25 protein-coding genes are annotated in these 23,789 nt (G+C 48.7%); 5 read left to right on the top strand and 20 right to left on the bottom strand.

What is annotated here, in order from left to right; all coding sequences use genetic code 11:
- Window positions 1-94: 94 nt before the first annotated feature.
- Window positions 95-1,099 (top strand): nucleoside recognition protein, encoded by a 1,005-nt coding sequence (locus DXD12_RS02580; protein ID WP_243105333.1) that lies wholly within the window; start codon window positions 95-97, stop codon window positions 1,097-1,099.
- Here the strand turns inward: DXD12_RS02580 and DXD12_RS02575 are convergent.
- From DXD12_RS02575 to rsmD, 3 genes are read right to left on the bottom strand one after another with little or no spacing between them, the layout of a single operon-like run.
- Window positions 1,065-1,682, bottom strand: coding sequence for a hypothetical protein (locus tag DXD12_RS02575; protein ID WP_022358776.1), 618 nt, complete (start codon window positions 1,680-1,682; stop codon window positions 1,065-1,067). The two genes, DXD12_RS02580 and DXD12_RS02575, sit on opposite strands and share 35 nt — an antisense overlap.
- Before the next feature lie 11 nt (window positions 1,683-1,693).
- On the bottom strand, window positions 1,694-2,197 hold the full coding sequence (gene coaD, locus DXD12_RS02570; RefSeq protein ID WP_022358775.1) for a pantetheine-phosphate adenylyltransferase: 504 nt from the start codon (window positions 2,195-2,197) through the stop codon (window positions 1,694-1,696).
- Window positions 2,198-2,217: 20 nt separating this feature from the next.
- Complete coding sequence (gene rsmD / locus DXD12_RS02565) at window positions 2,218-2,772, bottom strand: 16S rRNA (guanine(966)-N(2))-methyltransferase RsmD (RefSeq protein WP_022358774.1); 555 nt, start codon at window positions 2,770-2,772, stop codon at window positions 2,218-2,220.
- Between the two features lie 314 nt (window positions 2,773-3,086).
- On the opposite strand from rsmD, the gene DXD12_RS02560 reads away from it, so the two are divergent.
- Complete coding sequence (locus tag DXD12_RS02560; RefSeq protein ID WP_022358773.1) at window positions 3,087-3,296, top strand: alpha/beta-type small acid-soluble spore protein; 210 nt, start codon at window positions 3,087-3,089, stop codon at window positions 3,294-3,296.
- A gap of 155 nt (window positions 3,297-3,451) precedes the next feature.
- On the opposite strand, the gene pgeF is transcribed toward DXD12_RS02560, so the two are convergent.
- The 13 genes from pgeF to DXD12_RS02495 all read right to left on the bottom strand — a co-directional run bounded on the left by pgeF (window position 3,452) and on the right by DXD12_RS02495 (window position 12,945).
- On the bottom strand, window positions 3,452-4,342 hold the full coding sequence (pgeF, locus tag DXD12_RS02555; protein ID WP_118637268.1) for a peptidoglycan editing factor PgeF: 891 nt from the start codon (window positions 4,340-4,342) through the stop codon (window positions 3,452-3,454).
- A gap of 70 nt (window positions 4,343-4,412) precedes the next feature.
- Window positions 4,413-4,799: a YraN family protein gene (locus DXD12_RS02550; RefSeq protein ID WP_118637266.1), complete on the bottom strand. Its 387-nt coding sequence runs from the start codon at window positions 4,797-4,799 to the stop codon at window positions 4,413-4,415.
- 15 nt (window positions 4,800-4,814) lie between these two features.
- On the bottom strand, window positions 4,815-5,486 hold the full coding sequence (locus DXD12_RS02545) for a ribonuclease HII (protein ID WP_118637264.1): 672 nt from the start codon (window positions 5,484-5,486) through the stop codon (window positions 4,815-4,817).
- A gap of 6 nt (window positions 5,487-5,492) precedes the next feature.
- Entirely contained in the window at window positions 5,493-6,368 is an 876-nt protein-coding gene (gene ylqF, locus DXD12_RS02540) for a ribosome biogenesis GTPase YlqF (protein ID WP_022358769.1), read from the bottom strand.
- 24 nt (window positions 6,369-6,392) lie between these two features.
- Window positions 6,393-6,938, bottom strand: coding sequence for a signal peptidase I (lepB, locus tag DXD12_RS02535; protein ID WP_106999916.1), 546 nt, complete (start codon window positions 6,936-6,938; stop codon window positions 6,393-6,395).
- 235 nt (window positions 6,939-7,173) lie between these two features.
- Window positions 7,174-7,521, bottom strand: coding sequence for a 50S ribosomal protein L19 (gene rplS / locus DXD12_RS02530; protein ID WP_022360232.1), 348 nt, complete (start codon window positions 7,519-7,521; stop codon window positions 7,174-7,176).
- A 154-nt stretch (window positions 7,522-7,675) separates the two neighbouring features.
- Complete coding sequence (trmD, locus tag DXD12_RS02525; protein WP_106999917.1) at window positions 7,676-8,434, bottom strand: tRNA (guanosine(37)-N1)-methyltransferase TrmD; 759 nt, start codon at window positions 8,432-8,434, stop codon at window positions 7,676-7,678.
- Window positions 8,435-8,499: 65 nt separating this feature from the next.
- A complete protein-coding gene (gene rimM, locus DXD12_RS02520; protein ID WP_106999918.1) occupies window positions 8,500-9,012 on the bottom strand; it encodes a ribosome maturation factor RimM in 513 nt (170 codons plus the stop codon).
- Between the two features lie 141 nt (window positions 9,013-9,153).
- Window positions 9,154-9,381, bottom strand: coding sequence for a KH domain-containing protein (locus tag DXD12_RS02515; RefSeq protein ID WP_022360235.1), 228 nt, complete (start codon window positions 9,379-9,381; stop codon window positions 9,154-9,156).
- 32 nt (window positions 9,382-9,413) lie between these two features.
- The gene (gene rpsP, locus DXD12_RS02510; protein WP_106999919.1) at window positions 9,414-9,653 is read right to left on the bottom strand and encodes a 30S ribosomal protein S16; all 240 of its coding nucleotides are present in this window, start codon (window positions 9,651-9,653) and stop codon (window positions 9,414-9,416) included.
- Between the two features lie 81 nt (window positions 9,654-9,734).
- Entirely contained in the window at window positions 9,735-11,102 is a 1,368-nt protein-coding gene (gene ffh / locus DXD12_RS02505; RefSeq protein ID WP_118637262.1) for a signal recognition particle protein, read from the bottom strand.
- Window positions 11,103-11,117: 15 nt separating this feature from the next.
- Complete coding sequence (gene ylxM, locus DXD12_RS02500; RefSeq protein WP_106999921.1) at window positions 11,118-11,459, bottom strand: YlxM family DNA-binding protein; 342 nt, start codon at window positions 11,457-11,459, stop codon at window positions 11,118-11,120.
- Window positions 11,460-11,580: 121 nt separating this feature from the next.
- On the bottom strand, window positions 11,581-12,945 hold the full coding sequence (locus tag DXD12_RS02495; RefSeq protein WP_118637260.1) for an MATE family efflux transporter: 1,365 nt from the start codon (window positions 12,943-12,945) through the stop codon (window positions 11,581-11,583).
- Window positions 12,946-13,163: 218 nt separating this feature from the next.
- On the opposite strand from DXD12_RS02495, the gene DXD12_RS02490 reads away from it, so the two are divergent.
- Window positions 13,164-14,243 carry a Xaa-Pro peptidase family protein gene (locus DXD12_RS02490; RefSeq protein WP_118637258.1) on the top strand — a complete coding sequence of 360 codons (1,080 nt, stop codon included), beginning with the start codon at window positions 13,164-13,166 and terminating at the stop codon, window positions 14,241-14,243.
- A 170-nt stretch (window positions 14,244-14,413) separates the two neighbouring features.
- Here the strand turns inward: DXD12_RS02490 and gatB are convergent, their stop codons facing one another.
- The 4 genes from gatB to aspS form a co-directional block, all read right to left on the bottom strand.
- Window positions 14,414-15,850 carry an Asp-tRNA(Asn)/Glu-tRNA(Gln) amidotransferase subunit GatB gene (gene gatB, locus DXD12_RS02485; protein ID WP_118637256.1) on the bottom strand — a complete coding sequence of 479 codons (1,437 nt, stop codon included), beginning with the start codon at window positions 15,848-15,850 and terminating at the stop codon, window positions 14,414-14,416.
- Between the two features lies 1 nt (window position 15,851).
- Window positions 15,852-17,327 (bottom strand): Asp-tRNA(Asn)/Glu-tRNA(Gln) amidotransferase subunit GatA, encoded by a 1,476-nt coding sequence (gatA, locus tag DXD12_RS02480; protein WP_118637254.1) that lies wholly within the window; start codon window positions 17,325-17,327, stop codon window positions 15,852-15,854.
- A 41-nt stretch (window positions 17,328-17,368) separates the two neighbouring features.
- A complete protein-coding gene (gene gatC, locus DXD12_RS02475) occupies window positions 17,369-17,662 on the bottom strand; it encodes an Asp-tRNA(Asn)/Glu-tRNA(Gln) amidotransferase subunit GatC (RefSeq protein ID WP_106999925.1) in 294 nt (97 codons plus the stop codon).
- 75 nt (window positions 17,663-17,737) lie between these two features.
- Window positions 17,738-19,069 (bottom strand): aspartate--tRNA(Asn) ligase, encoded by a 1,332-nt coding sequence (gene aspS, locus DXD12_RS02470; protein ID WP_022360244.1) that lies wholly within the window; start codon window positions 19,067-19,069, stop codon window positions 17,738-17,740.
- 909 nt (window positions 19,070-19,978) lie between these two features.
- Between aspS and DXD12_RS02465 the strand changes: the two genes are divergently transcribed.
- Both DXD12_RS02465 and purF read left to right on the top strand, forming a co-directional pair.
- Entirely contained in the window at window positions 19,979-22,078 is a 2,100-nt protein-coding gene (locus tag DXD12_RS02465; RefSeq protein WP_118637252.1) for a glutamine synthetase III, read from the top strand.
- A gap of 174 nt (window positions 22,079-22,252) precedes the next feature.
- The gene (gene purF / locus DXD12_RS02460; RefSeq protein ID WP_118637250.1) at window positions 22,253-23,677 is read left to right on the top strand and encodes an amidophosphoribosyltransferase; all 1,425 of its coding nucleotides are present in this window, start codon (window positions 22,253-22,255) and stop codon (window positions 23,675-23,677) included.
- Window positions 23,678-23,789 lie beyond the last annotated feature (112 nt).

Raw genomic sequence — 23,789 nt, 5'->3', positions numbered from 1 at the left:
CGGTTTTCAGGCTTCCAAAAGGAATGAGCCATTTTCTGTCTACATATATATAATCTATCTTTATATTACTTTTTAATGATAGAAAGGCGCTCCCATGCCATATATAAAAAAAATAGTATCCGCCCTGTTCCCAGCACTTATCCTGGCGCTTCTGCTCTCGCATCCGCGTCTCTCTGCGGATGGGGCACAGAAAGGACTTCTTTTATGGTTCAATACGGTCTTTCCGACGTTATTTCCCTTTATGCTCTTCTCAAAGCTTTTAGCTGAACACGGCGGCGTCCGGCTGCTTCTAGCGCCATTTCATCCGGTTTTGGAACATCTTGGGATGTCTGTCTACAGCGGCTATGCCCTGCTTGCCGGGCTGCTCTGCGGTTACCCGATGGGAATGAAAACTGCCGCCGATTTTAACCGGAAATCGCTGCTTTCGGCACATGAAAAACGGCTTCTGACCGCCATCAGTGCTTCGCCAAGCCCCATGTTTATCGCCGGATACGCTGCACCTAGGCTGAACCCGGCAGTTCCGTCAAACTATCTGGTTCTGGCACTATATACGCCGCTTTTATTGGTTGGAAGTCTCCTATGCATTTATAATAAAGTAACTTCTTTTAGCCTTCAAAACCGATTTTTTTCGAAAGAAACCGGCTCTGTCAAGCCCGCCCGCACAAAATCCACATCCGTCTCCGTTCCCGTTCCCGCTTCCTTCGACACCATCCTGATGGACTGCATCGAACTGCAGGTCCGCATCGGCGGTTTGATCATGCTGTATTCGATCCTCGCTGCCTTTGCCGACGCCTTCTGTTCCGGCACGCTGCGTCTGTTTCTGATCGGGACGGCTGAAATGACAACCGGCATCGATGCGATCGCCCGTTCTGATGCCATATTCAGTATCCCGGTTCAATCCGGTGCGATAGCGGCGTGTGCCGCGTTTGGCGGGTTATCCGGGGTCGCCCAGACAAATTCAGTCATACGGGACAGCCGAAAAGACAGAGAAAAAAATGCCGGACTTTCCATCCGGCATTATGTACTGTGGAAACTGGTTCACGCCAGTCTCTCGTTCGTTCTCTTTATTCTGCTGCTTCGCCGGATGCCGCCTGTGTAGCGGCCGCTGCTGCCTCGGCGCCTGTGTTCTCCTCCGGCTCGGTCACGACACTGCCAGCCAGCTCATTGCGGTTGGAAGATACGACATCGTAGCTGGACTGCATCGAACTCATGTAAGACTCGAAACGGCTCTGCGCGCCCTCCATCGAATGCTTGATGATGGTCTGCAGGCTGCGGAGCATGTCGTCCGTGTACTGAACGGAACCCTGGCGGATATTGTTTGCCTCTGTGACAGCGTTGTCCACGATCTGCTGTGCCTGTGCATTTGCCTGCTCAATAATGCTGTTTGCTTCTGCATATGCACGCTGCATGATCTCATGCTCATTAACCAGCTCATTGGTCTGGGCGGTCGCCTCGGCTACCATCGCATCTGCCTGGGAACGTGCCTCCTGCAGAATCGCATCTTGGTTGCTGATGATCTTCTGATATTTCTTGATCTCCTCCGGAATGCGAAGACGCAGTTCCACGAGCAGTTCTTCAATCTCTTCTTTATTTACTAAAATCTTCGTGTTGGACAGCGGCTGAAACTTGCAGCTGTCGATATAATCTTCAATTTCTGTGATGATCTGTTCAATTCTGCTCATAGCTTTTCTCCTTACTTACATTCCCTGTCTTCCTGAAGCGCCTGGTATTTCTCCTGTACTTGTTTTGCAATGACCGGATCGAGAAATTCGGAAATGTCTCCGCCGTACATCGCAACCTCTTTTGCCATACTGGAACTTAAATACGCGTATTTAAGGTTCGTTGTCAGAAACAGGGTATCTATTTCGGGTGCAATCACCCGGTTCATCTGCGCGAGCTGCAGCTCATATTCGAAATCCGTGATCGCACGCAGACCACGCACGATGACCTTTGCGTGATTCTGGCGCATGAAATCGACCAGAAGTCCGTCAAACGACTGCACCTCCACGTTAGGAATGTCTTTTGTCACTTCCTCTAACATCTTAACACGTTCTTCGACAGAAAACAACGGAGATTTTGCGTTATTACACAAAACTCCCACGATGACCTGATCAAAAATTTCGGAGGATCGCTTTATAATATCAAAATGTCCGAGCGTCACCGGATCAAAGCTGCCCGGATAAATGGCTGTTTTCATCTTTTTTTCTCCTTTGGTATTCAAGCTTTTCGGATAAACAGATGTTTATTCGTCTTATATATCTTCTCTTTTTCGAGATGGTATCCCAGTTCTGAAAGGTAGCTGCACCCGGTCTCTTTCGATGCCTCTGTGATGATCATCGTATGTTCATCTGCCAGGGACGAATGCGCCAGATAAGTAAGCACTTCTTTCTCCCAGAGATGGTTGTACGGAGGATCCATAAAAATGAAATCAAACGCACTCTTCCGGTTTTCTATCCGTTTCAATGCATCCGAAATATCACAGTTTAACAGCGTCGCCTTATCAGCTAGGCGGGCCGCTTTCAGATTGTCACGGATGCAGTCCGCCGCTTTCGGATTCTTCTCCACAAAAACAGCTTCTTTTGCCCCGCGGCTTAAAGCTTCGATCCCGATCGCCCCGCTTCCGCTGAATAAATCGAGAAATGTGCATCCATAGATATCATTCTGAATCATATTAAAAAGAGTTTCTTTGATACGGTCCGTCGTCGGTCTCGTATCCATTCCCTCGATCGTCTTTAAAGTAAGCCTTCTGGCACTTCCTGCTATTACCCGCATGGATTTTTCTCCATCTTACTAGAAATATTAATGTATTTTGAACTGCAACCGTAAAATTCACCAAACAGTTTGCGTATTTTTTAACACTACATCTGTTCTATTATAGTATGAGTTTTACTGATATACAAGCATAAAATCGGATCAATACTAACTTTTTTCCCTACATTGTGGGAGTTTTGCCCCAAAATGTCAATTCGCACAAAACCTTCTAGTGTATTTCACTTTTAAGATCCGCATACTGAGAATGTAACAAAAAGAGACACCCGGACAAACGAAAGTTTGAAGGGGCACACGCAAAAAAGGAGGCGTCTGTTATGTCTAGTTCCAACAACACTAACAAAACCAATGTACCGGAAGCCAAGGAAGCGATGAACCGCTTTAAGATGGAGGTTGCCAATGAGATTGGCGTTCCGTTAAGCGAGGGCTACAATGGTAACCTGACCTCCGCACAGGCTGGTTCCGTCGGCGGCTATATGGTCAAAAAGATGATTGAGGAACAGGAAAAAAAGATGGCTGGTAAATAAGACATCGTAGGGCTCTTCTGAATCTTAGCTGAAACGGCGGAAAAAACGGCAGCAGCATGATTGACAAAACCGGACTTGAACGACCGATTTTCAATCATGCTGCTGTTCTTTTCTGCAAAACATTCATTCACTTGTTTGACAGACAGATTACATACTTACTTTAGCGATAAAAATGCCGCCAGATTCCCCCTCTTATCTCCCATCACGCGGTGTGAATATAAAAGATCCGGATTGCATTTCGTACATACATTCGTCACAGCCAGATGCTCCGGTAAAATTCCGGCATCCAGGAGCACCAGGCGGTTCGCGCCCCAGAGGTCAAGCTGGTACTTGCCATTCCCCTTATTCATGAGAATCGATTTCCCATTCCAGGAATAACAGGATGTTGAATCATCCTGACTGATTTCTGCTCCAAATTCTTCTTTAAATGCGTCTGCCACATCCTCACTGACCTCATAACAGTCCCGGCAGATGCTCGGTCCGATGCAGACGCGCAGATCCTCCGGCTTCGTGCCGAACGCCTCTCCCATCGCCTCGATCGTTTTCTGTCCCATCCGGTGAACGGTTCCCTTCCAGCCGGAATGCGACAGTCCGATCGCACGATGCACCGGATCTACAAAATATAATGGTACACAGTCCGCAAAAAATGTAACCAGCGTCAGCCCCGGCACGTTTGTGATAAGTCCGTCGATGTTTTCATAATCGCGCTCCCGCCAGATTCCTTTTCCAGCGTCCGCTTCCGTAACAAGACGGATATTCGTCGTGTGTGTCTGATGGCTGAGCACCATCTTTGACACATCCGTTCCCAGAATCCGCGCCATTTTCCGGTAATTTTCAAGCACATCGTCCCGGTTGTCGCCGCGCGTCAGCGAAAAGTTCATCGTACTGAAATATCCCTTGCTCGCTCCGCCAAGCCGGGTAGAAAATGCGTGGCGCACCATCCTGGTCTGCTCTAAGAGCGGAAAGGTAAAATAAGCCACTCCGTTTGACTCATGAAGGGTAATTGGTGCCGGATGAACTGTTTTTTGTATATAGGTAAGCGCCATGATTGTCACATCCTTTTTCTGTCTCTTGCTCAAATCTCGTTGTGCAGTTTTTGAATTCTCTCATTTGTAATTATCCGCACCAGAACGCGTCCCGAATTAATCTCACGTTACTGCCAAGCACCGCCACCACATCAAACCGACACGGCGTGTCCTCGGAAATATGATAACGCGTCATATAATACCGGGCGGTACGAAGAATCCTCGCCTGCTTGTGGGCATCCACTGCCTCCGCCGGATCGCCTTCGTGTTCATCGCGGCGGTATTTGACCTCGATAAAAACCAGATAGTCTCTATCTCTTGCGATAATATCAATCTCACCCTGGCGACAGCGGAAATTCCGGCAGAGAATCTGATAGCCGTGCCGGGTGAGATATTCACACGCCAGGGTTTCATATTCAGTTCCGATGGCACGGCGGTTGAATGAATTTCCATGAAGATGAAAGTTTCTTTCTCCCATTCAGCTCCTTTTCTGTTATTTCATCCCCTGCATCGCGGCTTCCTCGCCCAGCAGCTTCTTCAAAAAGGTTCTCCGGTGGATCGGGCATGGACCATAGGTTAAAATTGCCTCGTTATGCATCTTGGTTCCGTATCCTTTATGCTTCGCAAACCCGTATTCCGGATAGATTTTATCGTACTCCATCATCATATGATCCCTCGTCACTTTTGCCAGGATACTGGCTGCCGCGATCGAGACACTTTTTGCATCGCCCTTGATAATCTTAATCTGCTTTTCCTCCGAAATCCCCGGAATGATGACCGCGTCATTTAAAAAGATATTCGGCTCCTGCGGAAGCTGTGCGACTGCCTGACGCATTGCTTCATAGGTCGCCTGCAAAATATTGATGGAATCGATCACCTCCGGGCTTACAATTCCAATTCCGTAGGCAGCTGCCTTTTCTTTGATTTCCAGAAATAATTCTTCCCGGCATTTTTCCGACAATTTTTTGGAATCGTTCAGCCGCAGAATCGTACAGTCTTTCGGAAGTACCGCGACCGCCGCCACCACCGGACCGGCTAATGGACCTCTGCCCGCCTCATCAATGCCGCAGACGATCCCTGCACTTTCGTACTGATGTTCATAGGCGCGCATTCCTTCGAGACGCGCCAGTTCTGCTTCCAGTTTTTCTCCTGTTAGTTTTCTCATGTTTTCCTATACCTCCGGCACTTCCAGCGTCACGCGCCCCAGTTTGCCGCTGCGGAAGTCATCTAATAGGAAGCCAGCCGCTTTTTTCGTATCCAGCTCGCTGCCCTTTAAAAGACAGGAACGTGCCCTTGCGATTTCACGCAGAATTTCCCAGGCTTTTTTTGTATCTTCGCCGTCCCCAGCCGTATTCTCAACCAGCGTCACACCATACCGCTCTTCCAGGCGCTTTCCGTAACGTCCGGACATATTTTTGATCAGCTCGGCTGCCAGCTCTTCCTTATCCAGAATCTCATCGTTGATCGAGCCGATAAATGCAAGGCACAGTCCCACATTCGGATCTTCAAATTTCGGCCAGAGGATTCCCGGCGTATCGAGAAGTTCCAGTGTCTTATTTAAGCGGATCCACTGGTTTCCCTTGGTAACACCCGGTTTATTTCCAGTCTTGGCGCAGGCTTTTCCGGCAAAGGAATTGATAAAGGTCGATTTTCCGACATTCGGAATGCCGACTACCATCGTCCGCACCGGGCGGTTTTTGATACCGCGGCGGCGGTCACGCTCAATTTTCTCCTTGCATGCCTCCTGCACCAGCGGCTGGATCTGCTTCATTCCCATGCCGCTGCGCGCGTTGATGCGGAGTGCATGGATGCCCTGCTCCTTAAACCATGCGATCCAGCGCTCTGTACAGCCGTCGTCCGCCAGATCCGCCTTATTTAAAAGGACAATCCGTCCCTTTCCCTTCGCAAGCTCATCAATATCCGGGTTGCGGCTGCCGAGCGGCACGCGCGCATCCACCAGCTCAATCACCAGATCGATCAGCTTGATATCTTCCTTCATGGCTCTTTTTGCCTTTGTCATATGTCCAGGGTACCATTGTATCTGCATGAAATTTTCTTCCTTTCTTAGAACCTATCTCGACGAAATCAACCCAAACCGGCTAACCGGCTGGATCCGCAGCCAGACCTTTCCTTTGATCTGCCGGAACTTCACATTTCCCACATTGGAAAAGCGGCTGTCCTCACTGCCGGAGCGGTTGTCACCCAGCAGAAAATATTCGTTTTTATCCAGACTAATCGGATATTCCGCCAGTCCAGCCAGAGCCGCCTTACCCAAGTCGTTCGGGGCGTCTAATTTTTCATTATTAATGTAAATATAACCGTCCTTGATCTGCACCGTCTCACCTGGCAGTCCAATGACGCGTTTTATATTGTAATTTCCCGTTTCTTTTTCAAATACGATAATGTCATAGCGCTTTGGGCGCATCACGCGGTAACTCAGGCGGTTCATCAGAACCTTTTCGTTCTGCGACAACACCGGTTCCATTGATTGACCGCTCACCCGTATCTGTGTCCCCATCGCAAACACGGCGAACCACGCGATCGAAATTACCACCGCGATATCCACGATCCATCCAACCACCAGACGGATGCGGTTTTTATCCTCTTTCAGCTCCATATGTCACTCCCTCTCTATCCGTTCCCCATGAATCATCGCTCATGTCGCAAGCGACCGCGCTCGGCGCGAGAATGTGCCAGGGCACATTCCTTTTTATAATAGGGAATCACAAGGAATTTCCTATTACACGAAAAAAAGCTGCTGCACAGCTCCTCCCGCCGCGCCGGACACACATAACCGCATATCCGGATGCACAGCGGGCTGATCTGTACAGCAGCCCCATCCGCTTCAGAAATTATTTTACTAACTCTTTTACCTTCGCTGCCTTGCCGATTCTGGATCTCAGGTAGTTCAGTTTTGCTCTTCTTACTTTACCTCTTCTTACTACTTCAACGTTCTCTACAGACGGAGAATGTAACGGCCAGGTCTTCTCTACACCAACACCGTTGGAGCTTTTTCTAACAGTGAAAGTCTCGCGAACGCCGCCGTTCTGTCTTTTAATAACAGTTCCCTCGAAAACCTGAATTCTCTCGCGGTTTCCCTCTTTGATCTTAGCAGATACACGTACTGTATCGCCTACGTTGAAACTCGGAACGGTTTCCTTTAACTGAGCTGCTTCAATGTTCTTAATAATCTCGTTCATCTTTGTGAACCTCCTTTAAAATCTTTGATGTTCTTAATACGATCTTTTATCCCGTAAAAACGTGCTTTCTGTAACAGCGGAACATCTCTTTATTTCACAGAATATGATTTTATCATAGAAATCCTTGATTTGCAAGGACTTTCTGCTCTCTTTTTTAGAGTTTTTTTGTTTCTTTTTCCTCTTTCTGACGAATCAGCTCTTCCAGATATTTCTTCTCTTTCTTATCCAGAACCGCATCCTTTAAAAGGTCCGGGCGGCGTTCCAGCGTCCGTTCGATCGATTTCTGACGGCGCCAGGTCTCGATATTTTTGTGATGCCCGGTCAGAAGTACGTCCGGGACCGCCTTATCCATAAATACAACCGGGCGGGTGTACTGTGGATATTCCAGCAGATTGTCGTGAAATGACTCAAATTCCGCGGATACGTCATTATTTAACACACCAGGCACCAGACGGGAAATGCAGTCGATCATAACCATCGCCGGAAGCTCACCGCCCGTCAGGACATAATCGCCGATCGAGAGATAGTCGGTCACAACCAGCTCTAACGCGCGCTCATCGATCCCCTCATAATGCCCGCAGAGGAACACCAGATCCTCTTCTTTCGCCAGTTCTTCTGCGATTTTCTGGTTGAAAACCTGCCCCTGCGGAGTCAGATAGATCACGCGCGGACGTTTTCCGGTGCGCGCCGCCAGGGCTTCATATGCATCGTAAATCGGTTCCGGCTGCATCACCATACCGGCGCCGCCGCCATAGGGCGCATCGTCTACATGGTGGTGTTTGTCCTTCGAGTAATCGCGGATATTGATCGCCTCGACCGAGATCAGCCCTTTGTCAATCGCACGCCCCGTAATACTTGTGTTCAGTCCCCCCATTACCATCTCCGGAAACAGGGTCAGAATATGAAAATTCATCCGTTTCTCCTATATTTATACAGCACTTTCACAACGGTACTTTCATTTTAGGATTTTCATTCCATTTACAGATCCAGCAGACCGTCCATGATATGAACCGTTACAGTGCCAGCCTCCAGATCCACATTCAGGATGCATTCCTTGATGGATGGGAAAAGGTATTCTTTGCCCTCAGGTCCTTCGATCACGTACACGTCGTTAGCCGCTGTCTGAAGGATATCTTTCACCGTACCGAACTCCTCGCCCTCGTCCGTCAGCACTTTCAGACCAATCAGATCGGCAATGAAATTCTCATCTGGATTCAGTTTCACCGCCTGATCGCGGGTGATCAGAATATCCTTATTACGAAACGGCTCGCAGTCCTCAATCCGATTCATCTCTTTAAATTTAAGAATGACCATATTTTTGAAAAAACGCACCTGTTCCACGGTCACCGGCATTTTTTCTTTTCCAGTGTCGATATACGCTTTTTTTAATTTTTTAAAACGATTCACATCATCGGTGGTAGGAAATACTTTCACATCTCCGCGCAGGCCATGCGGGGATGTAATTACACCAACTCTCAGATAATCAACCATTCTATAATCCTCCTGTATGAAATAGAACGTGCCTTGCATTCCCGCGCCGGGGTGCGGTTGCGTTGGCATCCTCTTGAATTTCCTGTGATATAAAAAAGCCGGACACCCTTTCAGGCAGCCGGCTTTTCAGCTTCGTCTGTATTACTGAATCTCTACAATAACTTTCTTGTCTTCCTTGGATGAAGCCGCCTTGACAACCGAGCGAATCGCTTTCGCGATACGACCCTGTTTTCCAATTACCTTACCCATATCGGCCGGTGCAACGGAAAGCTCGATTACAGTCTCGTCGTCTTTGACCGATTCTGTAACCACTACCTCGTCCGGGTTCTCAACCAGTGCTTTCGCGATAACTTCTACTAATTCTTTCATACCTTTGCACCTCACAGGTCAGTATGCTTGATTTACTGGATACCAGCGATCTTTAAGAGTTTACCAACAGTCTCTGTCGGCTGAGCGCCTGTTGCTAACCATTTCTTAGCAGCTTCCTCATCGAATTTCAGAGTGCTCGGCTCTGTGTTCGGATCGTAGATACCGATCTCCTCGATGAATCTGCCATCTCTCGGGGATCTGGAATCTGCAACAACGATTCTATAGAAAGGAGCTTTCTTCTGACCCATTCTTCTTAATCTCATCTTTACCATTTTAAATTACCTCCTGAAATTTTCCTTATTTCCTTGAATTATAAAATATAGCTAATGCACACTGCATCTACTAACACTTGTTTAAAACGGCAGCTTCATCTTGCCAAGCATACCGCCGAGTCCGCCAAGACCCTTGCGTTTTCCGCCGCCTGCCATGCCCGGAAGCTGTTTCATCAGCTTTTTCATATCTCCGAACTGTTTTACCAGGCGGTTGACTTCTGCGATATCCACGCCTGCGCCCTGTGCGATTCGTTTCTTGCGGGACGGATTCATCAGATCCGGGTTGCGCCGCTCTTCGGCTGTCATCGAGAGGATGATCGCCTCTACGCGCCCCATCGTCTTCTCATTTTCATCTAAATCCAGACCCTTAAGCTGTCCCATGCCCGGCATCATGCTCATGATGCTAGCCATGCCGCCCATCTTCTTGATCTGGTTCATCTGATCGAGGAAGTCGTTGTAATCAAATTCTGCCTTCTTAATCTTGCGGCCGAGTTCTTTTGCCTTCTCCTCGTCGATCACAGCAGATGCTTTGTCGATAATGGAAAGAACATCGCCCATGCCCAAGATCCGGGAAGCCATACGGTCCGGGTAAAACTGTTCCAAATCGGAAAGTTTCTCGCCCATACCGACATAGAGAATCGGTTTTCCGGTTACCGCCTTGATAGAAAGAGCCGCACCGCCTCGCGTATCGCCATCCATCTTTGTCAGAACCACACCGTCAATGCCGATTTTGTCGTTAAACATGCTCGCTACATTGACTGCATCCTGACCAGTCATGGCATCTACAACGAGAAGTGTCTGATAAACATCCACATTCTCTTTGATCTCAACCAGCTCATCCATCATCGCTTCATCGATGTGGAGACGACCGGCTGTATCGATGATAACCACATTGTTGCCATTTTTCGCCGCGTGCTCAAGCGCTGCCTTTGCGATATTGACCGGTTTGTGGTTCGTTCCCATCGCAAATACGGGAACACCCTGTTTTTCACCATTTTTCTGCAGCTGTTCGATTGCCGCCGGTCGGTAGACATCACATGCTGCCAGCAATGGATTTTTTCCCTTTGCCTTGAGCTTTCCGGCAATCTTTGCCGTCGTGGTCGTCTTACCAGCACCCTGGAGACCTGCCATCATGATGACGGTAATCTCATTGCCCGGTTTTAACGCAATCTCTGTCATTTCGGAGCCCATCAGCTTGACCAGCTCGTCGTTGACAATCTTTATTACCATCTGTCCTGGATTCAGACCATTTAAAACATCGGTTCCAATCGCCCGCTCCTGTACAGAATTGATAAACTGTTTTACTACCTTGAAGCTTACATCCGCTTCCAGAAGGGCCATCTTGACTTCTTTGAGTCCGGCTTTTACGTCGCTCTCGCTGAGTCGTCCCTTGCCTGTCAGGTTTTTAAACACATTCTGCAGTTTGTCTGCCAAGCTTTCAAATGCCATCAAAAACCTCCTGCATTATAAATCCAATATCTCGTTTGAGATTCGCCCGATTGCCTCAATCAGCGCCTGATTCTGTGTCTGGCTGAATTCTTCCGTCAACCGATGAATCTCAGTTACTTTTTCCTTGGTTTTCTGGAATTTGGCAATCAGTCCAAGCTTTTCCTCATAACCAAGAAGTGTACGGTCACAGCGCCGGATCAGATCATGCACACCCTGACGGGTAATGCCCTGTTCGTCTGCAATCTCGCTGAGGGACAGATCGTTAAATACCACATCCTTATATACACTTTGCTGATGCTTTGTCAGGAGTTCTCCGTAGAAATCATACAAAAGACCCTGTTCAACAATTTTTTCCATTCCTCATCACCTGTGTTATCATACACGATAATCTAATTGGTGTCAAGTATTTTTTCTTTACACCAATCAGATTATCAATCGAATTATTTTTTAATGACGTTCTGTTTATGTTTTTCAAATTCTATCCCCGCACCGGATGGCCATCTTCCTTCGGCATCTTCTTCGCCGCCCGCCAGAAGCAGATCATATGTGCCGTCGCAGTGACCGCCCAGGAGATTGGGTACGACAGATACAGGATCGCCAGCGACCGCTGCGCTGCAAATATGGTAAAGATCCAAATCACTCGCAGTCCGCAGGCGCCGGTCAGAGAGACTAGCGTCGGCAGGATCGAATACCCAAGTCCGCGGATGCTTCCGACCATCGTATCCATCACGCCGCACAGGAAATACGTCGTACAGATGATCGACATCCGGAGCAGTCCATAGGAAATAACGTCGGCGTCTTCTGAATATATCTGCAACAGCCACGGACCGCCGAGGTATGCTGCAAATCCAAGCACCAGTCCTACTGTCACAACGACACCCTGGCAGGTGGCAAGAATCTTTTTGATCCGCGTGTATTTCTCTGCTCCGATATTCTGGCTCGTAAAGCTTAAATTGGTCTGGTACAGCGCATTCATCGAGGTATACACAAATCCCTCGATATTCTGCGATGCCGTGTTGCCTGCCATCGCGATCGAACCGAAGGAATTGACGGACGACTGAATCAGTACGTTGGAGATCGCAAAAATCGCACCCTGGATACCAGCCGGAAGACCTACCTTTATAATAAAAAGAAGTTTTCTCCGGTTGACTCCCAGCCTGGAAAGCGACAGCTTCATCGCGCCCTCTGAATGCATCAGGCAGCGGATAACCAGAAATGCGGAAATACACTGGGAAATCACGGTTGCCAGCGCGACACCCGCTACGTCCATCTGGAGCTGGGTAACAAAGAATATGTTCAGTGCTGCATTGATAACTCCTGCCACGGTCAGGAAATACAGCGGACGTTTCGTATCACCGATCGCGCGCAGGATCGCACTTCCAAAGTTATACACCATCGTTGCCGGCATACCGGCAAAATAAATCCGCATGTAGATCGTCGATTTATCGATGACATCGTCCGGCGTCCCCATCAGTTCCAGCCAGAAACGTGAGGTAAACAAACCCAAAAAGACTAGAAACAGCCCGCTCATCAGGCTGACCGTGATCGCCGTATGGATTGTCTCGCTCATGTCGCGGTCATTCTTCGCGCCATAATAGCGTGCCACCAGGACGTTCGCACCGATCGATAGACCGATAAAGACGTTAATGAGAAGATTAATAAGGGAACTGGTCGAGCCGACTGCAGCCAGAGACTGGCTGCCTGCAAAACGCCCCACCACGATCACATCTGCCGCATTGAAAAGAAGCTGAAGCACACCGGAAAGCATCAGCGGAATGGAGTATGTAAGTACCTTTCCGAGAATCGGACCATTGCACATATCCATTTCATAGGATTTCGCCATGTTTTTCATCCTTTCGTATCTTAAAAATAAAAGTCCTTTCATGTTTCGAAGGCTGGTCAGTTGATACTATTCTACCCCCTTTCCATGCGCTTTTCAAGCGTTCTTTTAATCGTTGACTTTTTCCCGGCGCGTTTTATAATAAGGGTAGATAATTTACGGCGTAAACTGTCTGGCATCTTCACAGTTACAGCCACTTTACTTATAAGGAGGACATCATGATGAACACACAGCGACTTGAGAACGTTTTGAAGAAAATGGAAACAGAGGGACTCGAGCAGATGATTATTTCCGATCCATATGCGATCTATTATCTGACGGGTCGTTTTATTGATCCGGGTGAACGTCTGCTGGCGCTTTACATTAACCAGTCCGGCAAAAATAAGATCTTTATCAATAACCTCTTTACCGTTCCGGAAGATCTGGGCGTAGAGAAATTCCGCTTCTCGGATACAGACGATTACCTGACTCCTCTGTGCGACTGTGTTGAGGCAGGCAAACCGCTCGGTATTGATAAAACATTTGCTGCCCGTTTCCTGATTCCGGTCATCGATCATTCGGGCGCTTCCTCCTACAAGGTCAGCTCCATCTGCATCGATGAGGTCCGTGCGTGCAAGGATGACGAAGAACGTGAAAAAATGCGTGCGGTTTCCGCAATCAATGATAAGGCGATGGCACAGTTCCGAGGTCTGATCCATGAGGGCGTGACTGAGGAAGAGATCGCTTCCAAGATGTTAGATATTTATAAGAGTCTCGGTGCAGACGGATATTCCTTTGAACCACTGGTTGGCTTCGGTGCAAACTGCGCGCTTGGACACCACGGTCCGGACAACACGGTTCTGAAAGAGGGCGACACCGTCCTGTTTGATGTTGGATGCAGGAAGGATGGCTATTGTGCCGATATGACACGTACTTTCTTCTATAAAAAAGTACCGTCTGAGAAGCACCGCGCTATTTATGAGACCGTCCGCCGCGCAAATACTGCCGCAGAAGCAATTCTGAAACCGGGCGTTCCGCTCTGCGAAGTCGATAAAGCTGCCCGCCAGATCATCGAGGATGCCGGATATGGTCCGAACTTTACCCATCGGCTGGGACATTTCATCGGTCTGGAAGTACATGAGTACGGCGATGTTTCTTCTGCGAACACCAAGGTCGCTGAGGTTGGCAATATCTTCTCCATCGAACCAGGTATTTATGTAGAAGGCGAAGTTGGCGTGAGAATCGAGGATCTGGTGCTGATTACTGAGGATGGATGCGAGATTCTGAACTCCTTCAGCAAGGAGCTGGATATTGTAGAGTAATCACATCGCATCATTTATAACACGATTATAAAAAAGAAACTGTTACAGATGGTATTTCTGGTAATTCCGATTACAAATCACGAATCATCCAGAAAGCCAGCATCTGTAGACAGTTTCTTTTTAGTTTTCTTTAAAAGCTAATTATAATTTTCATTTATAAAAAGGCGTTTTTACGCGTTCAGCTTCTCCGTCATCATTTCATTCACTTTACCCGGATTTGCCTTGCCCTTCATCGCTTTCATCACCTGACCGACCAGGAAACCAAGTACCTTTGTCTTTCCGCTCTTGTACTCTTCCACCGTCTTCGGGTTTGCGGCGAGCACATCGGAAACTGCCTGTTCCAGAGCACTGTCGTCATTGACCATGCCAAGTCCGTGTGCATCGACATAGGCGGACGGATCGACATCTTGCTCAAAAATAGCTGTAAATACTTCTTTGGCCGTGTTGTTATTGATCGTTCCGGCATCGACCAGATCGATGAGCTGTGCCAGATGTATCGGGGAAAACCACAGGCTTTCAGCGTCCTCTCCTTTTTCCTTGAGCAGGCGGCTTGCCTTGCCGATCAGCCAGTTTGCCACCTTCTTCGGTTTCTGGCAGAGGGTGGTGGTCTTTTCAAACATATCCGCCATTTTCTTAGACTCAGTCAGGATGCGGCTGTCATATTCAGACAGACCATATTCGCTCTGGTAACGTGCCATTTTTTCTGGCTGCAATTCCGGCAGGGCGGCGCGGACAGATTCCAGCCACTCATCGTTGATGCAGACCGGCGGAAGATCCGGATCCGGGAAATAACGGTAATCTTTCGCATCCTCTTTGGAACGCATCGCATAGGAGTATTCCTTGTTGTCATCCCAGCGTCTCGTCTCCTGGATGACCTTCCTGCCCTCTTCCAGCAGCTCAATCTGGCGGGCGCGCTCGCCGTCGATCGCACGGGCAATCGCTTTGAAAGAGTTCAAGTTCTTCATCTCGGTTCTCGTACCAAATGTCTCACTTCCCACCTCACGGACCGATAAGTTGACATCGGCACGCATCGAACCTTCCTGTAACTTACAATCGGATGCGCCCAGATACTGTACCAGCAGGCGCAGGCGTTCGAGGTAGGCAATAACCTCATCAGCACTCCGCATATCCGGCTCAGAAACGATCTCGATCAACGGCACGCCGCTTCGGTTGTAATCAACCAGCGAGCAGTCTTCCCACTCGTCGTGGATCAGCTTTCCGGCATCTTCCTCCATGTGAATTTCATGAATACGAATTTTCTTTTCACCGGCAGGCGTATCGATCGGGATATAACCGTCGTGGCAGATCGGGAGATACAGCTGGGAAATCTGGTAGTTCTGCGGGTTGTCCGGGTAAAAATAGTTTTTCCGGTCAAATTTACAGAACTGGTTGATACCACAGTTTGCCGCCAGACCGACAGACATCGCATATTCAACGACCTTCTTATTTAAAACCGGCAGAGAACCCGGCATACCGGTACAAACCGGGCAGGTATGAGTATTTGGTTTTGCTCCAAATTCGGTGGAGCAGCCGCAGAAAATCTTGGTTTTCGTCGCCAGCTCTACGTGTACCTCCAAGCCGATGACTGTCTCATATTCTTTCTTCATCTTATCTGCCCTCCTTGTCTGTCATAACCGGAAGCTTCCATGCACCTCTCGCCTTTTCGTATGCAGATGCCGCGCCAAATAGCTTTTTTTCCTGGAAGCAGTCTGCGATCATCTGAAGCCCGATCGGAAGTCCCTTCGAATCCAGCCCGCACGGAACTGAAATGCCCGGAAGACCTGCCAGGTTGACCGAAACAGTATAAATATCGCCCAGATACATCTTCATCGGATCGGAAAGGCTGTCGCCCAGCAGCGGTGCCGTGGACGGCGCTGCCGGTCCCAGAATGACATCGTATTTCTCAAACGCCTTGTCAAATGCCTGTTTAATCAATGCTTTTGTGCGGAGTGCTTTCAGATAATATGCATCGTAGTAGCCGGAACTCAAAACGAACGAACCGAGCATGATACGGCGTTTTACCTCTGGTCCAAAGCCCTCGGAACGGCTCTTTTTATACATTTCATGTAAATCTTCATATTCCGGTGTGCGGTAACCGTACTTCACACCGTCAAACCGGGACAGGTTGGAGCTTGCCTCCGCCGATGCAATGACGTAATATGCTGGGATCGCATACTCAACCATGCCTAAATCAAAAAACTCCACTTCTGCCCCGCGTTCTTTTAACGCATCAGCTGCCGCCAGAACAGCTTTTTTTACATCTTCATCGAGTCCTTCGCCCAGATAATCGGACGGGATTCCGATCTTCATCCCTTTTACCTCTCCGGTCAGGGCAGCGGTAAAATTGTACGCCTCCCGCTTGACAGAGGTGCTGTCCTTTTTATCATAGGAAGCGATCGTCTCCAGAATTGCCGCGCAGTCTGCGGTATCTTTCGCAATCGGTCCAATCTGATCCAGCGAGGAACCATAGGCGATCAGACCATACCGGGAAACCGTTCCATAGGTCGGTTTGATGCCGGTCACGCCGCAGAAGGAACTTGGCTGGCGGATGGAACCGCCCGTATCTGAACCAAGAGCAAAAAAGGTCTCTCCCGCTGCGACAGCCGCACACGAGCCACCGGAAGATCCGCCCGGTACATGCTCTGTATTCCACGGGTTTTTCGTCGGTCCAAACCAGGATGTCTCGGTCGTACTTCCCATCGCAAATTCATCCATATTTGTCTTGCCAAGCAGGATCGCACCGGCTTTTTTGAGGTTCAGCGCTGCCTCCGCTGAGTACGGAGGTACAAATCCCCTTAAAATTTTGGAACTGCACATTGTCTCAATTCCCTCTGTACAAATATTATCCTTGATCGCCATCGGAACGCCCGCCAGCGGTCCGGTCAGGATGCCATCGTCAATCTGTTTCTGGATCTCATCCGCCTGTGCCAGTGCTGCCTCCTCGGTCAGCGTTACATAAGCATGAACTGTATCTTCATATTTATGAATCCGTTCCAGAGATGCCTGTACCGCCTCCCGGACGGAGATTTGTTTTTCTTTAATTTCTTTTCCCAGCTCCAGCGCTGTTAATTCTGAAATTCCCATCCTGATTTCCTCCATATTGCTGCCTGTATCTCTACTTCTTTTTACTCCACTGTCCTCGGCACCTTGTACTGTTTTTCTTTCTGCTCCGGTGCATTCGAAAGCATCGCATCTGATTCATCTCCATTTTCCACGACATCTTCGCGGAACACATTGTGAATGTCAAAGACATGCGACATCGGTTCTACCTCCGAAGTATCAAGCTGATTCAGCATATCGATATACTCAAGCATCCGGCTCATGTCGCTTTTCGCTGCCTCTTTTTCCTCTGGGGAAAGGGAAAGCTTTGCTAAAATACCAACATAATCAATCATTTCATCGTCTATTTTCACTGCCATAAGTTCTGTTCCTTCCTATTATAATATGTGTTATGGACAAGCTCTTTGTTTCATAGGAAATTGCGTCCTGTCACGTTACGGTACCAGACGGCTCATATCTCTCGGGAAGAGCGAAACCTCACGGACATTCTCCTCTTCAAGCAGCTGCATCGTCATACGTTCCAGACCGATACCGAGTCCGCCGTGAGGCGGCATACCGTGTTTGAAGGTGCTTAAATACTGTTCCATTCCCTCGGTATCCATACCGCGTTTTTCAATCTTCTCCATCAACTCGGTGTAGCTGTGGATACGCTGTCCGCCGGTTGTGACTTCCAGTCCACGGAATAAAAGGTCAAAGCTGAGTGTTACTTTCGGATCTGTCGGGTCATCCATCGCGTAGAATGGACGCTTCTTGGATGGATAATGGGTGACAAACACGAAATCGGCACCGTACTCTTCTTTAAAGTAGCGTCCAATCAGGTGTTCTTCCTCCGGCTCCAGATCGTATGGGTTTTTGATCTGGGTTCCATATTTTTCGGAGGCAAGGCGTTTCGCCTCGGTAAAGGTCACTGCCGGAATCTTCTCTACTTCCGGAAGTTTGACTTTAAGGATTTCCAGCTCCGTGGAATATTCCTTCTTTAAAATTTCCACCATATGCTGAAGAAATCCGGTTTCCATCGCCATGATATCGGTAAAATCATCGATATATCCCATCTCAAAATCCAGTCCGGTATATTCGTTTAAATGACGTTTCGTGTTATGCTTCTCCGCACGGAACACCGGACCAACCTCCATCACACGGTCAAACACGCCGACCATCATCTGTTTGTAAAACTGCGGACTCTGCGCTAACACCGCCGGGCGGTGAAAATAATCGAGTTTAAAGACGTTTGCTCCGCCCTCGGCTCCTTTTGCTCCGATCTTCGGGGAATGAATTTCCGTAAATCCTTCTCCATGCAGGTACTCCCGGAATGCCCGTGCGATTCCTTCCTGAATTCTGAAACGTGCGCGCTCCCGCAGGTTGCGGAGTGTCAGAGAACGCATATCCAGTTTGGCTTCCAGGGATGCGCTCATTTTCCATTTTGATACGGCAATCGGCATCGGTTCTTCCGGTTTCGAGAGGATCCGAACACTCTTTAAACGAAGTTCCATGCCTCTCGGCGCCCGCTCTTCTTTTCGGAGGACACCGGAAACTTCTACGAATGTTTCTTCTCTTAATTCAGCAAAATCCGCGTCGGTCACACCTTTTTCATAGACAGTCTGCAACACGCCGTCACGTTTCCGGAGAATCACAAATGCGATATCTCCCATGTTGCGGACACTCATGATCGCGCCGTTTACCTTTACTTCCCGTCCTTCCATACCGTCTGCAAACACGGCTGCCAGATCCAGCACTTCTTTTTCCTTTTTACCTGTCATAAATTCCATCGCTGTTTCCTCTCTTTCTCTGCTTTTTGATATGTCCGGGACGGGAATAATGAAAAAGAATGTGCCTTGGCACATTCTCGCGCCGAGCGCAGTCGCTTGCGACAAACTACATCTTCGCGCGAGTGCGCATCATTGGCACGTTAGTGCCTTTTTGTGTAATAGGGGATTCCAAGGAATTTCCTATTACACAAAAAGTCCCGGAATGACGTTCACTCACATCATTCCGGGACGGGATATTCCCGCGGTACCACCCGCATTTAAAAAGAAACGATTGTTTTTCTTTTTACTCTTTCGCTGCTTAACGCGCAGTCACGTGATGACCTACCTGCGGCGGCTGGCGGGGTGTCCAGTGTCGCTCTCAGTCATCCGGCTCCGGAGTGTTCCCTATTGTCCCGCTCCCTCCTGACACGGCTCTCAGCCGGTGACCGCGTCTTTCTGTCGGATTCTTCGAAACAGAGTCTCCATCTTTGCCTTTTAAAAAAGTGGGCACGAATACCATGATTATCATGGCATCCTTGCCCACCCCGTTGGATTCAATTTTTATGTTCAAACTATAAACTATTTTTCTGAGTTTGTAAAGAGGTTTTTTAATTTTTTTTCACGCAGTAATTCTGTATGGAATATGTCAGCTTCGCTGACCAGTATCACGCGCCAAGTCTCACAGATGTTCGACTTGAATAGAAGAAATCTTGTACAATATTCTCCCTTGAAACATTTTTTCAAAATTCGTGTGCAAATTGTATTGACATTCAGAATTTTTCGTGTATACTACTACACATAAAAGCAAGGGCGCTTCGAGATGATCGAGGTGCCCTTTTCTTTATGTAAAATGTGTCAGAGCACATTCATCTTACGTGGATTTAATCATCACAAAATCGCAGACATAAAACCTGAAAGGAGACATGAGTTATGAAAAAAAACATCCCTGAACTGTATGGAAGTCTTGTATTCAACGACAAAGTCATGAAAAGCAAATTGCCGCGAGATGTTTATAAGGCACTCCGCAAAACGATTGAAAATGGCAGCCATCTGGATCTCGACATTGCAAATGCAGTCGCAGTTGCAATGAAGGAATGGGCAGTTGAAAATGGCGCAACTCACTTCACACACTGGTTCCAGCCGATGACCGGCATCACCGCCGAGAAGCACGACAGCTTCATCAACCCGGTTGGTAATGGCGAAGTCATCATGGATTTCTCCGGCAAAGAGCTTGTAAAGGGTGAACCGGATGCATCCAGTTTCCCATCCGGCGGACTTCGTGCCACCTTTGAGGCAAGAGGTTATACAGCCTGGGATCCAACATCCCCGGCATTTATTAAAGATGATACACTCTGCATTCCGACCGCATTCTGTTCCTACAGCGGCGAGGCACTTGATACCAAAACACCTCTTTTGCGTTCGATGGAAACCATCAACCGCGAGGCGCTGCGTGTCCTGAAGCTCTTCGGAAATGAAGATGTGACCCGCGTTGTCTCCACCGTTGGTCCGGAACAGGAGTATTTCCTGGTTGATAAAGAGCTGTTTAATAAGAGAAGCGATTTGAAATTCTGCGGAAGAACTCTGTTTGGCGCACCGGCTCCGAAGGGTCAGGAAATGGATGACCACTATTTTGGCGCTCTCCGTCCGAGAGTTTCCGCTTTCATGAAAGAACTGGATGAAGAGCTCTGGAAGCTCGGTATTCCGGCAAAAACCAAACACAACGAGGTAGCTCCGGCGCAGCATGAACTTGCCACCATCTACACGACTACCAATGTGGCAGTTGACAACAACCAGCTCACCATGGAAATCATGAAACGTGTGGCAGAAAAACATGGCCTTGTGTGCCTGCTCCATGAGAAACCATTTGAGGGCATCAACGGAAGCGGCAAACACAACAACTGGTCTTTATCGACCAACACCGGCGAAAACCTTCTTGATCCGGATCGCGATCCGGCAAAGAACTTACAGTTCCTTCTCTTCCTGTTCGCAACGATCAAGGCAGTCGATGTCTACGGCGATCTGCTCCGCGTATCAGTTGCAACTGCTGGAAATGACCACCGTCTGGGCGGCAACGAGGCACCGCCAGCTATCGTGTCTATGTTTATCGGAGATGATCTGGAAGCAGTTCTCGATATTGTGGAAAAAGATCTCGAGTCTGAGGCAAAAGAAGTCCAGACCATGAAGCCGGGCGCAAAGGTTCTGCCGCACTTTATCAAAGATACAACCGATCGCAACCGTACTTCTCCGTTTGCCTTTACCGGCAATAAATTCGAGTTCCGTATGCCAGGTTCCGCTCTCTCTGTATCGGAACCGAACATTGTCATCAATACAGCCGTAGCTGAAGTTTTAGGCGAATTTGCAGACCGTCTGGAAGGTCTTTCAGGCAAAGCACTGGAAGCAGAAATCCATCTGCTCTTAAAGGAAGTGCTGCGTGATCACCGCCACATCGTATTCAACGGCAACGGTTACACCAGCGAATGGGTAGAAGAAGCTCACAAACGCGGACTCTTCGACCTGCCGAGCTGCGCAGAGGCATTTCCGCGCCTGATTGCTGAGAAAAACGTAGAACTGTTCCTGAAACACGGCATCTACACCAAGGAGGAACTCTTCTCCCGCTACGAAATCAAGGAAGAGAACTACATCAAGACCATCAACATCGAGGCAAAGACGATGCTTTCGATGATGAAGAAGATCTTCCTGCCGTCCGTCCTCTCCTACTGCAAGGAGCTGGCTGAAACCGCCGCAAAGACAAAGGCAATCCTGCCGGACGCACCGATCAGCGCCGAAAGCAAACTGCTTGAGAAGCTGTCCGGTCTCTACACCGAGATTTCCGAGAAAACCGAAGCACTGGCAGAGGCTGAAAAAGCGGCAGAATCCATGGAAGATAATATCGAGAAGGTTACATATTTCCACTATACGATTCTTGCCAAGATGGATGACTTGAGAAGCAGCGTCGATACTGCAGAAGCCCTGATTCCGGATTCCTTCCTGCCGTATCCGACTTACGATGAACTGCTGTTCTCCGTATAATCTGACATGTCAATAATATGGCTTGATTGAAAAATCGAGAAAAATGTGTTATGATTTGGCTGCAAAATATTGGTATATTGTCTTTTATACTGATATTTTGCAGTCAATTTTGGGTTCTTATCCCTGTTATTTTCTTATCATTCAGGTATCTTGAATACAAAGGAGGTTTATATCATGAGGGAGTCACTCACATACGAAACCGGACTTCGTGAGGAATGCGGCGTATTTGGAATGTTTGACCTGGAGGGCGGCGATGTTGCCAGAGATATGTACTACGGACTCAGCGCACTCCAGCACCGCGGTCAGGAGTCATGCGGCATCGCAGTCTGTGACACGAACGGTCCAAAGGGCGTTGTCAACTGCTACAAAGGGCTGGGACTTGTCAATGAGGTATTTCATGAGGAGACGTTAAAACGCCTCGGCGGCAATCTGGGAGTTGGTCATGTCCGCTACTCCACAACTGGTTCTTCTACCATCGAAAACACACAGCCACTGGTACTTAAGTATTTTAAGGGAACACTCTGTCTGGCGCACAACGGAAACCTGGTAAATGCGTTTGAGATGCGCCGCCAGCTTGAAGAAACCGGCGCAATCTTCCAGACGACGATGGATTCAGAGGTAATCGCGTTCCACATCGCCAGAGAACGTCTGGCTGCCCCGACCGCTGAAGAGGCAATCAAACGGACCGCGGCAAAAACACGTGGCGCTTATGCCCTGATTATCTCCAGCCCGCGCAAGCTGATCGGTGTTCGTGACCCATTTGGTCTGCGTCCTCTCTGCCTCGGCAAAAAGGGAAATGTCTGGATCATGGCATCGGAAAGCTGTGCCATCACCTCGGTCGGCGGCGAATTTATCCGTGATATCGAACCGGGTGAGATCGTGACCATCACCCGCGACGGCGTTTTTTCTGATAAAAGCCTGCAGCAGGAAAAACGGGCGCACTGCGTTTTCGAATACATCTATTTTGCCCGCCTCGACAGCCACATCGATGATGTGAGCGTCTATGAGGCAAGGCTGCGCGGCGGCGCTGCTCTCGCACGTTCCTTCCCTGCCGATGCCGACCTCGTCGCCGGTGTACCGGATTCCGGTCTGACTGCCGCGATGGGATATGCGAAGACATCCGGCATTCCATATGAGATTATTTTCCATAAAAATAGCTATGTCGGCAGAACCTTCATCAAACCGACCCAGGAAGAGCGCGAAAACAGCGTCCGTATCAAGCTTAATATTCTGGAACCGGCTGTCAGGGGAAAACGCATTGTCCTCGTCGATGACTCTATCGTGCGCGGTACGACGATGAAAAACCTGATCCGCATGCTCAAAAAAGCCGGGGCGAAGGAAGTCCATGTGCGCGTCAGCTCTCCGCCATTCCTCTTCCCCTGCTATTTCGGTACCGATGTCCCATCCAATAAACAGCTCATCGCCAGCAGCCATTCCGTCGAAGAAATCTGCCGGGAGATCGGTGCGGATTCGCTTGGATATATGCCGGTTGAAGATCTCGAGGAGATGGCAGGCGGACTGCCGCTCTGTACGGCATGCTTCACCGGAAACTATCCGATGGATGTGCCGGATGGGGAGATTAAGGATGCATTAGAATAAATATTGTGCAAATAAAAAAGAATGTGCCTTGGCACATTCTCGCGCCGAGCGCGGTCGCTTGCGACATGTTTCTGCTTCGCGCGAGTGCGCATCATTGGCACGTTAGTGCCTT

Origin of the sequence: Clostridium sp. TF11-13AC (genome assembly GCF_003481065.1) — a bacterium.
Classification (GTDB): domain Bacteria; phylum Bacillota; class Clostridia; order Lachnospirales; family Lachnospiraceae; genus Otoolea; species Otoolea fessa.
Note: the sequence above shows the minus strand (reverse complement) of the source record. Positions and strands in the feature narration are given on the sequence as shown.

Excerpts from the sequence above, each read along its gene's own strand:
- lepB (WP_106999916.1), bottom strand. The coding sequence starts at position 6,938 with ATGGAGCTGAAAGAGGATAAAAACCGCATCCGTCTGGTGGTTGGATGG.
- rimM (WP_106999918.1), bottom strand. The coding sequence starts at position 9,012 with ATGGTTGATTATCTGAGAGTTGGTGTAATTACATCCCCGCATGGCCTG.
- DXD12_RS02490 (WP_118637258.1), top strand. The coding sequence starts at position 13,164 with ATGAACACACAGCGACTTGAGAACGTTTTGAAGAAAATGGAAACAGAG.
- DXD12_RS02515 (WP_022360235.1), bottom strand. The coding sequence starts at position 9,381 with ATGAAAGAATTAGTAGAAGTTATCGCGAAAGCACTGGTTGAGAACCCG.
- trmD (WP_106999917.1), bottom strand. The coding sequence starts at position 8,434 with ATGAATTTTCATATTCTGACCCTGTTTCCGGAGATGGTAATGGGGGGA.
- coaD (WP_022358775.1), bottom strand. The coding sequence starts at position 2,197 with ATGAAAACAGCCATTTATCCGGGCAGCTTTGATCCGGTGACGCTCGGA.
- rplS (WP_022360232.1), bottom strand. The coding sequence starts at position 7,521 with ATGAACGAGATTATTAAGAACATTGAAGCAGCTCAGTTAAAGGAAACC.
- ylqF (WP_022358769.1), bottom strand. The coding sequence starts at position 6,368 with ATGCAGATACAATGGTACCCTGGACATATGACAAAGGCAAAAAGAGCC.
- pgeF (WP_118637268.1), bottom strand. The coding sequence starts at position 4,342 with ATGGCGCTTACCTATATACAAAAAACAGTTCATCCGGCACCAATTACC.
- purF (WP_118637250.1), top strand. The coding sequence starts at position 22,253 with ATGAGGGAGTCACTCACATACGAAACCGGACTTCGTGAGGAATGCGGC.
- DXD12_RS02575 (WP_022358776.1), bottom strand. The coding sequence starts at position 1,682 with ATGAGCAGAATTGAACAGATCATCACAGAAATTGAAGATTATATCGAC.
- ylxM (WP_106999921.1), bottom strand. The coding sequence starts at position 11,459 with ATGGAAAAAATTGTTGAACAGGGTCTTTTGTATGATTTCTACGGAGAA.
- DXD12_RS02560 (WP_022358773.1), top strand. The coding sequence starts at position 3,087 with ATGTCTAGTTCCAACAACACTAACAAAACCAATGTACCGGAAGCCAAG.
- DXD12_RS02580 (WP_243105333.1), top strand. The coding sequence starts at position 95 with ATGCCATATATAAAAAAAATAGTATCCGCCCTGTTCCCAGCACTTATC.
- aspS (WP_022360244.1), bottom strand. The coding sequence starts at position 19,069 with ATGGAATTTATGACAGGTAAAAAGGAAAAAGAAGTGCTGGATCTGGCA.
- DXD12_RS02465 (WP_118637252.1), top strand. The coding sequence starts at position 19,979 with ATGAAAAAAAACATCCCTGAACTGTATGGAAGTCTTGTATTCAACGAC.
- rpsP (WP_106999919.1), bottom strand. The coding sequence starts at position 9,653 with ATGGTAAAGATGAGATTAAGAAGAATGGGTCAGAAGAAAGCTCCTTTC.
- gatA (WP_118637254.1), bottom strand. The coding sequence starts at position 17,327 with ATGGGAATTTCAGAATTAACAGCGCTGGAGCTGGGAAAAGAAATTAAA.
- DXD12_RS02545 (WP_118637264.1), bottom strand. The coding sequence starts at position 5,486 with ATGAGAAAACTAACAGGAGAAAAACTGGAAGCAGAACTGGCGCGTCTC.
- rsmD (WP_022358774.1), bottom strand. The coding sequence starts at position 2,772 with ATGCGGGTAATAGCAGGAAGTGCCAGAAGGCTTACTTTAAAGACGATC.
- gatB (WP_118637256.1), bottom strand. The coding sequence starts at position 15,850 with ATGAAGAAAGAATATGAGACAGTCATCGGCTTGGAGGTACACGTAGAG.
- DXD12_RS02495 (WP_118637260.1), bottom strand. The coding sequence starts at position 12,945 with ATGGCGAAATCCTATGAAATGGATATGTGCAATGGTCCGATTCTCGGA.
- DXD12_RS02550 (WP_118637266.1), bottom strand. The coding sequence starts at position 4,799 with ATGGGAGAAAGAAACTTTCATCTTCATGGAAATTCATTCAACCGCCGT.
- ffh (WP_118637262.1), bottom strand. The coding sequence starts at position 11,102 with ATGGCATTTGAAAGCTTGGCAGACAAACTGCAGAATGTGTTTAAAAAC.
- gatC (WP_106999925.1), bottom strand. The coding sequence starts at position 17,662 with ATGGCAGTGAAAATAGACGATGAAATGATTGATTATGTTGGTATTTTA.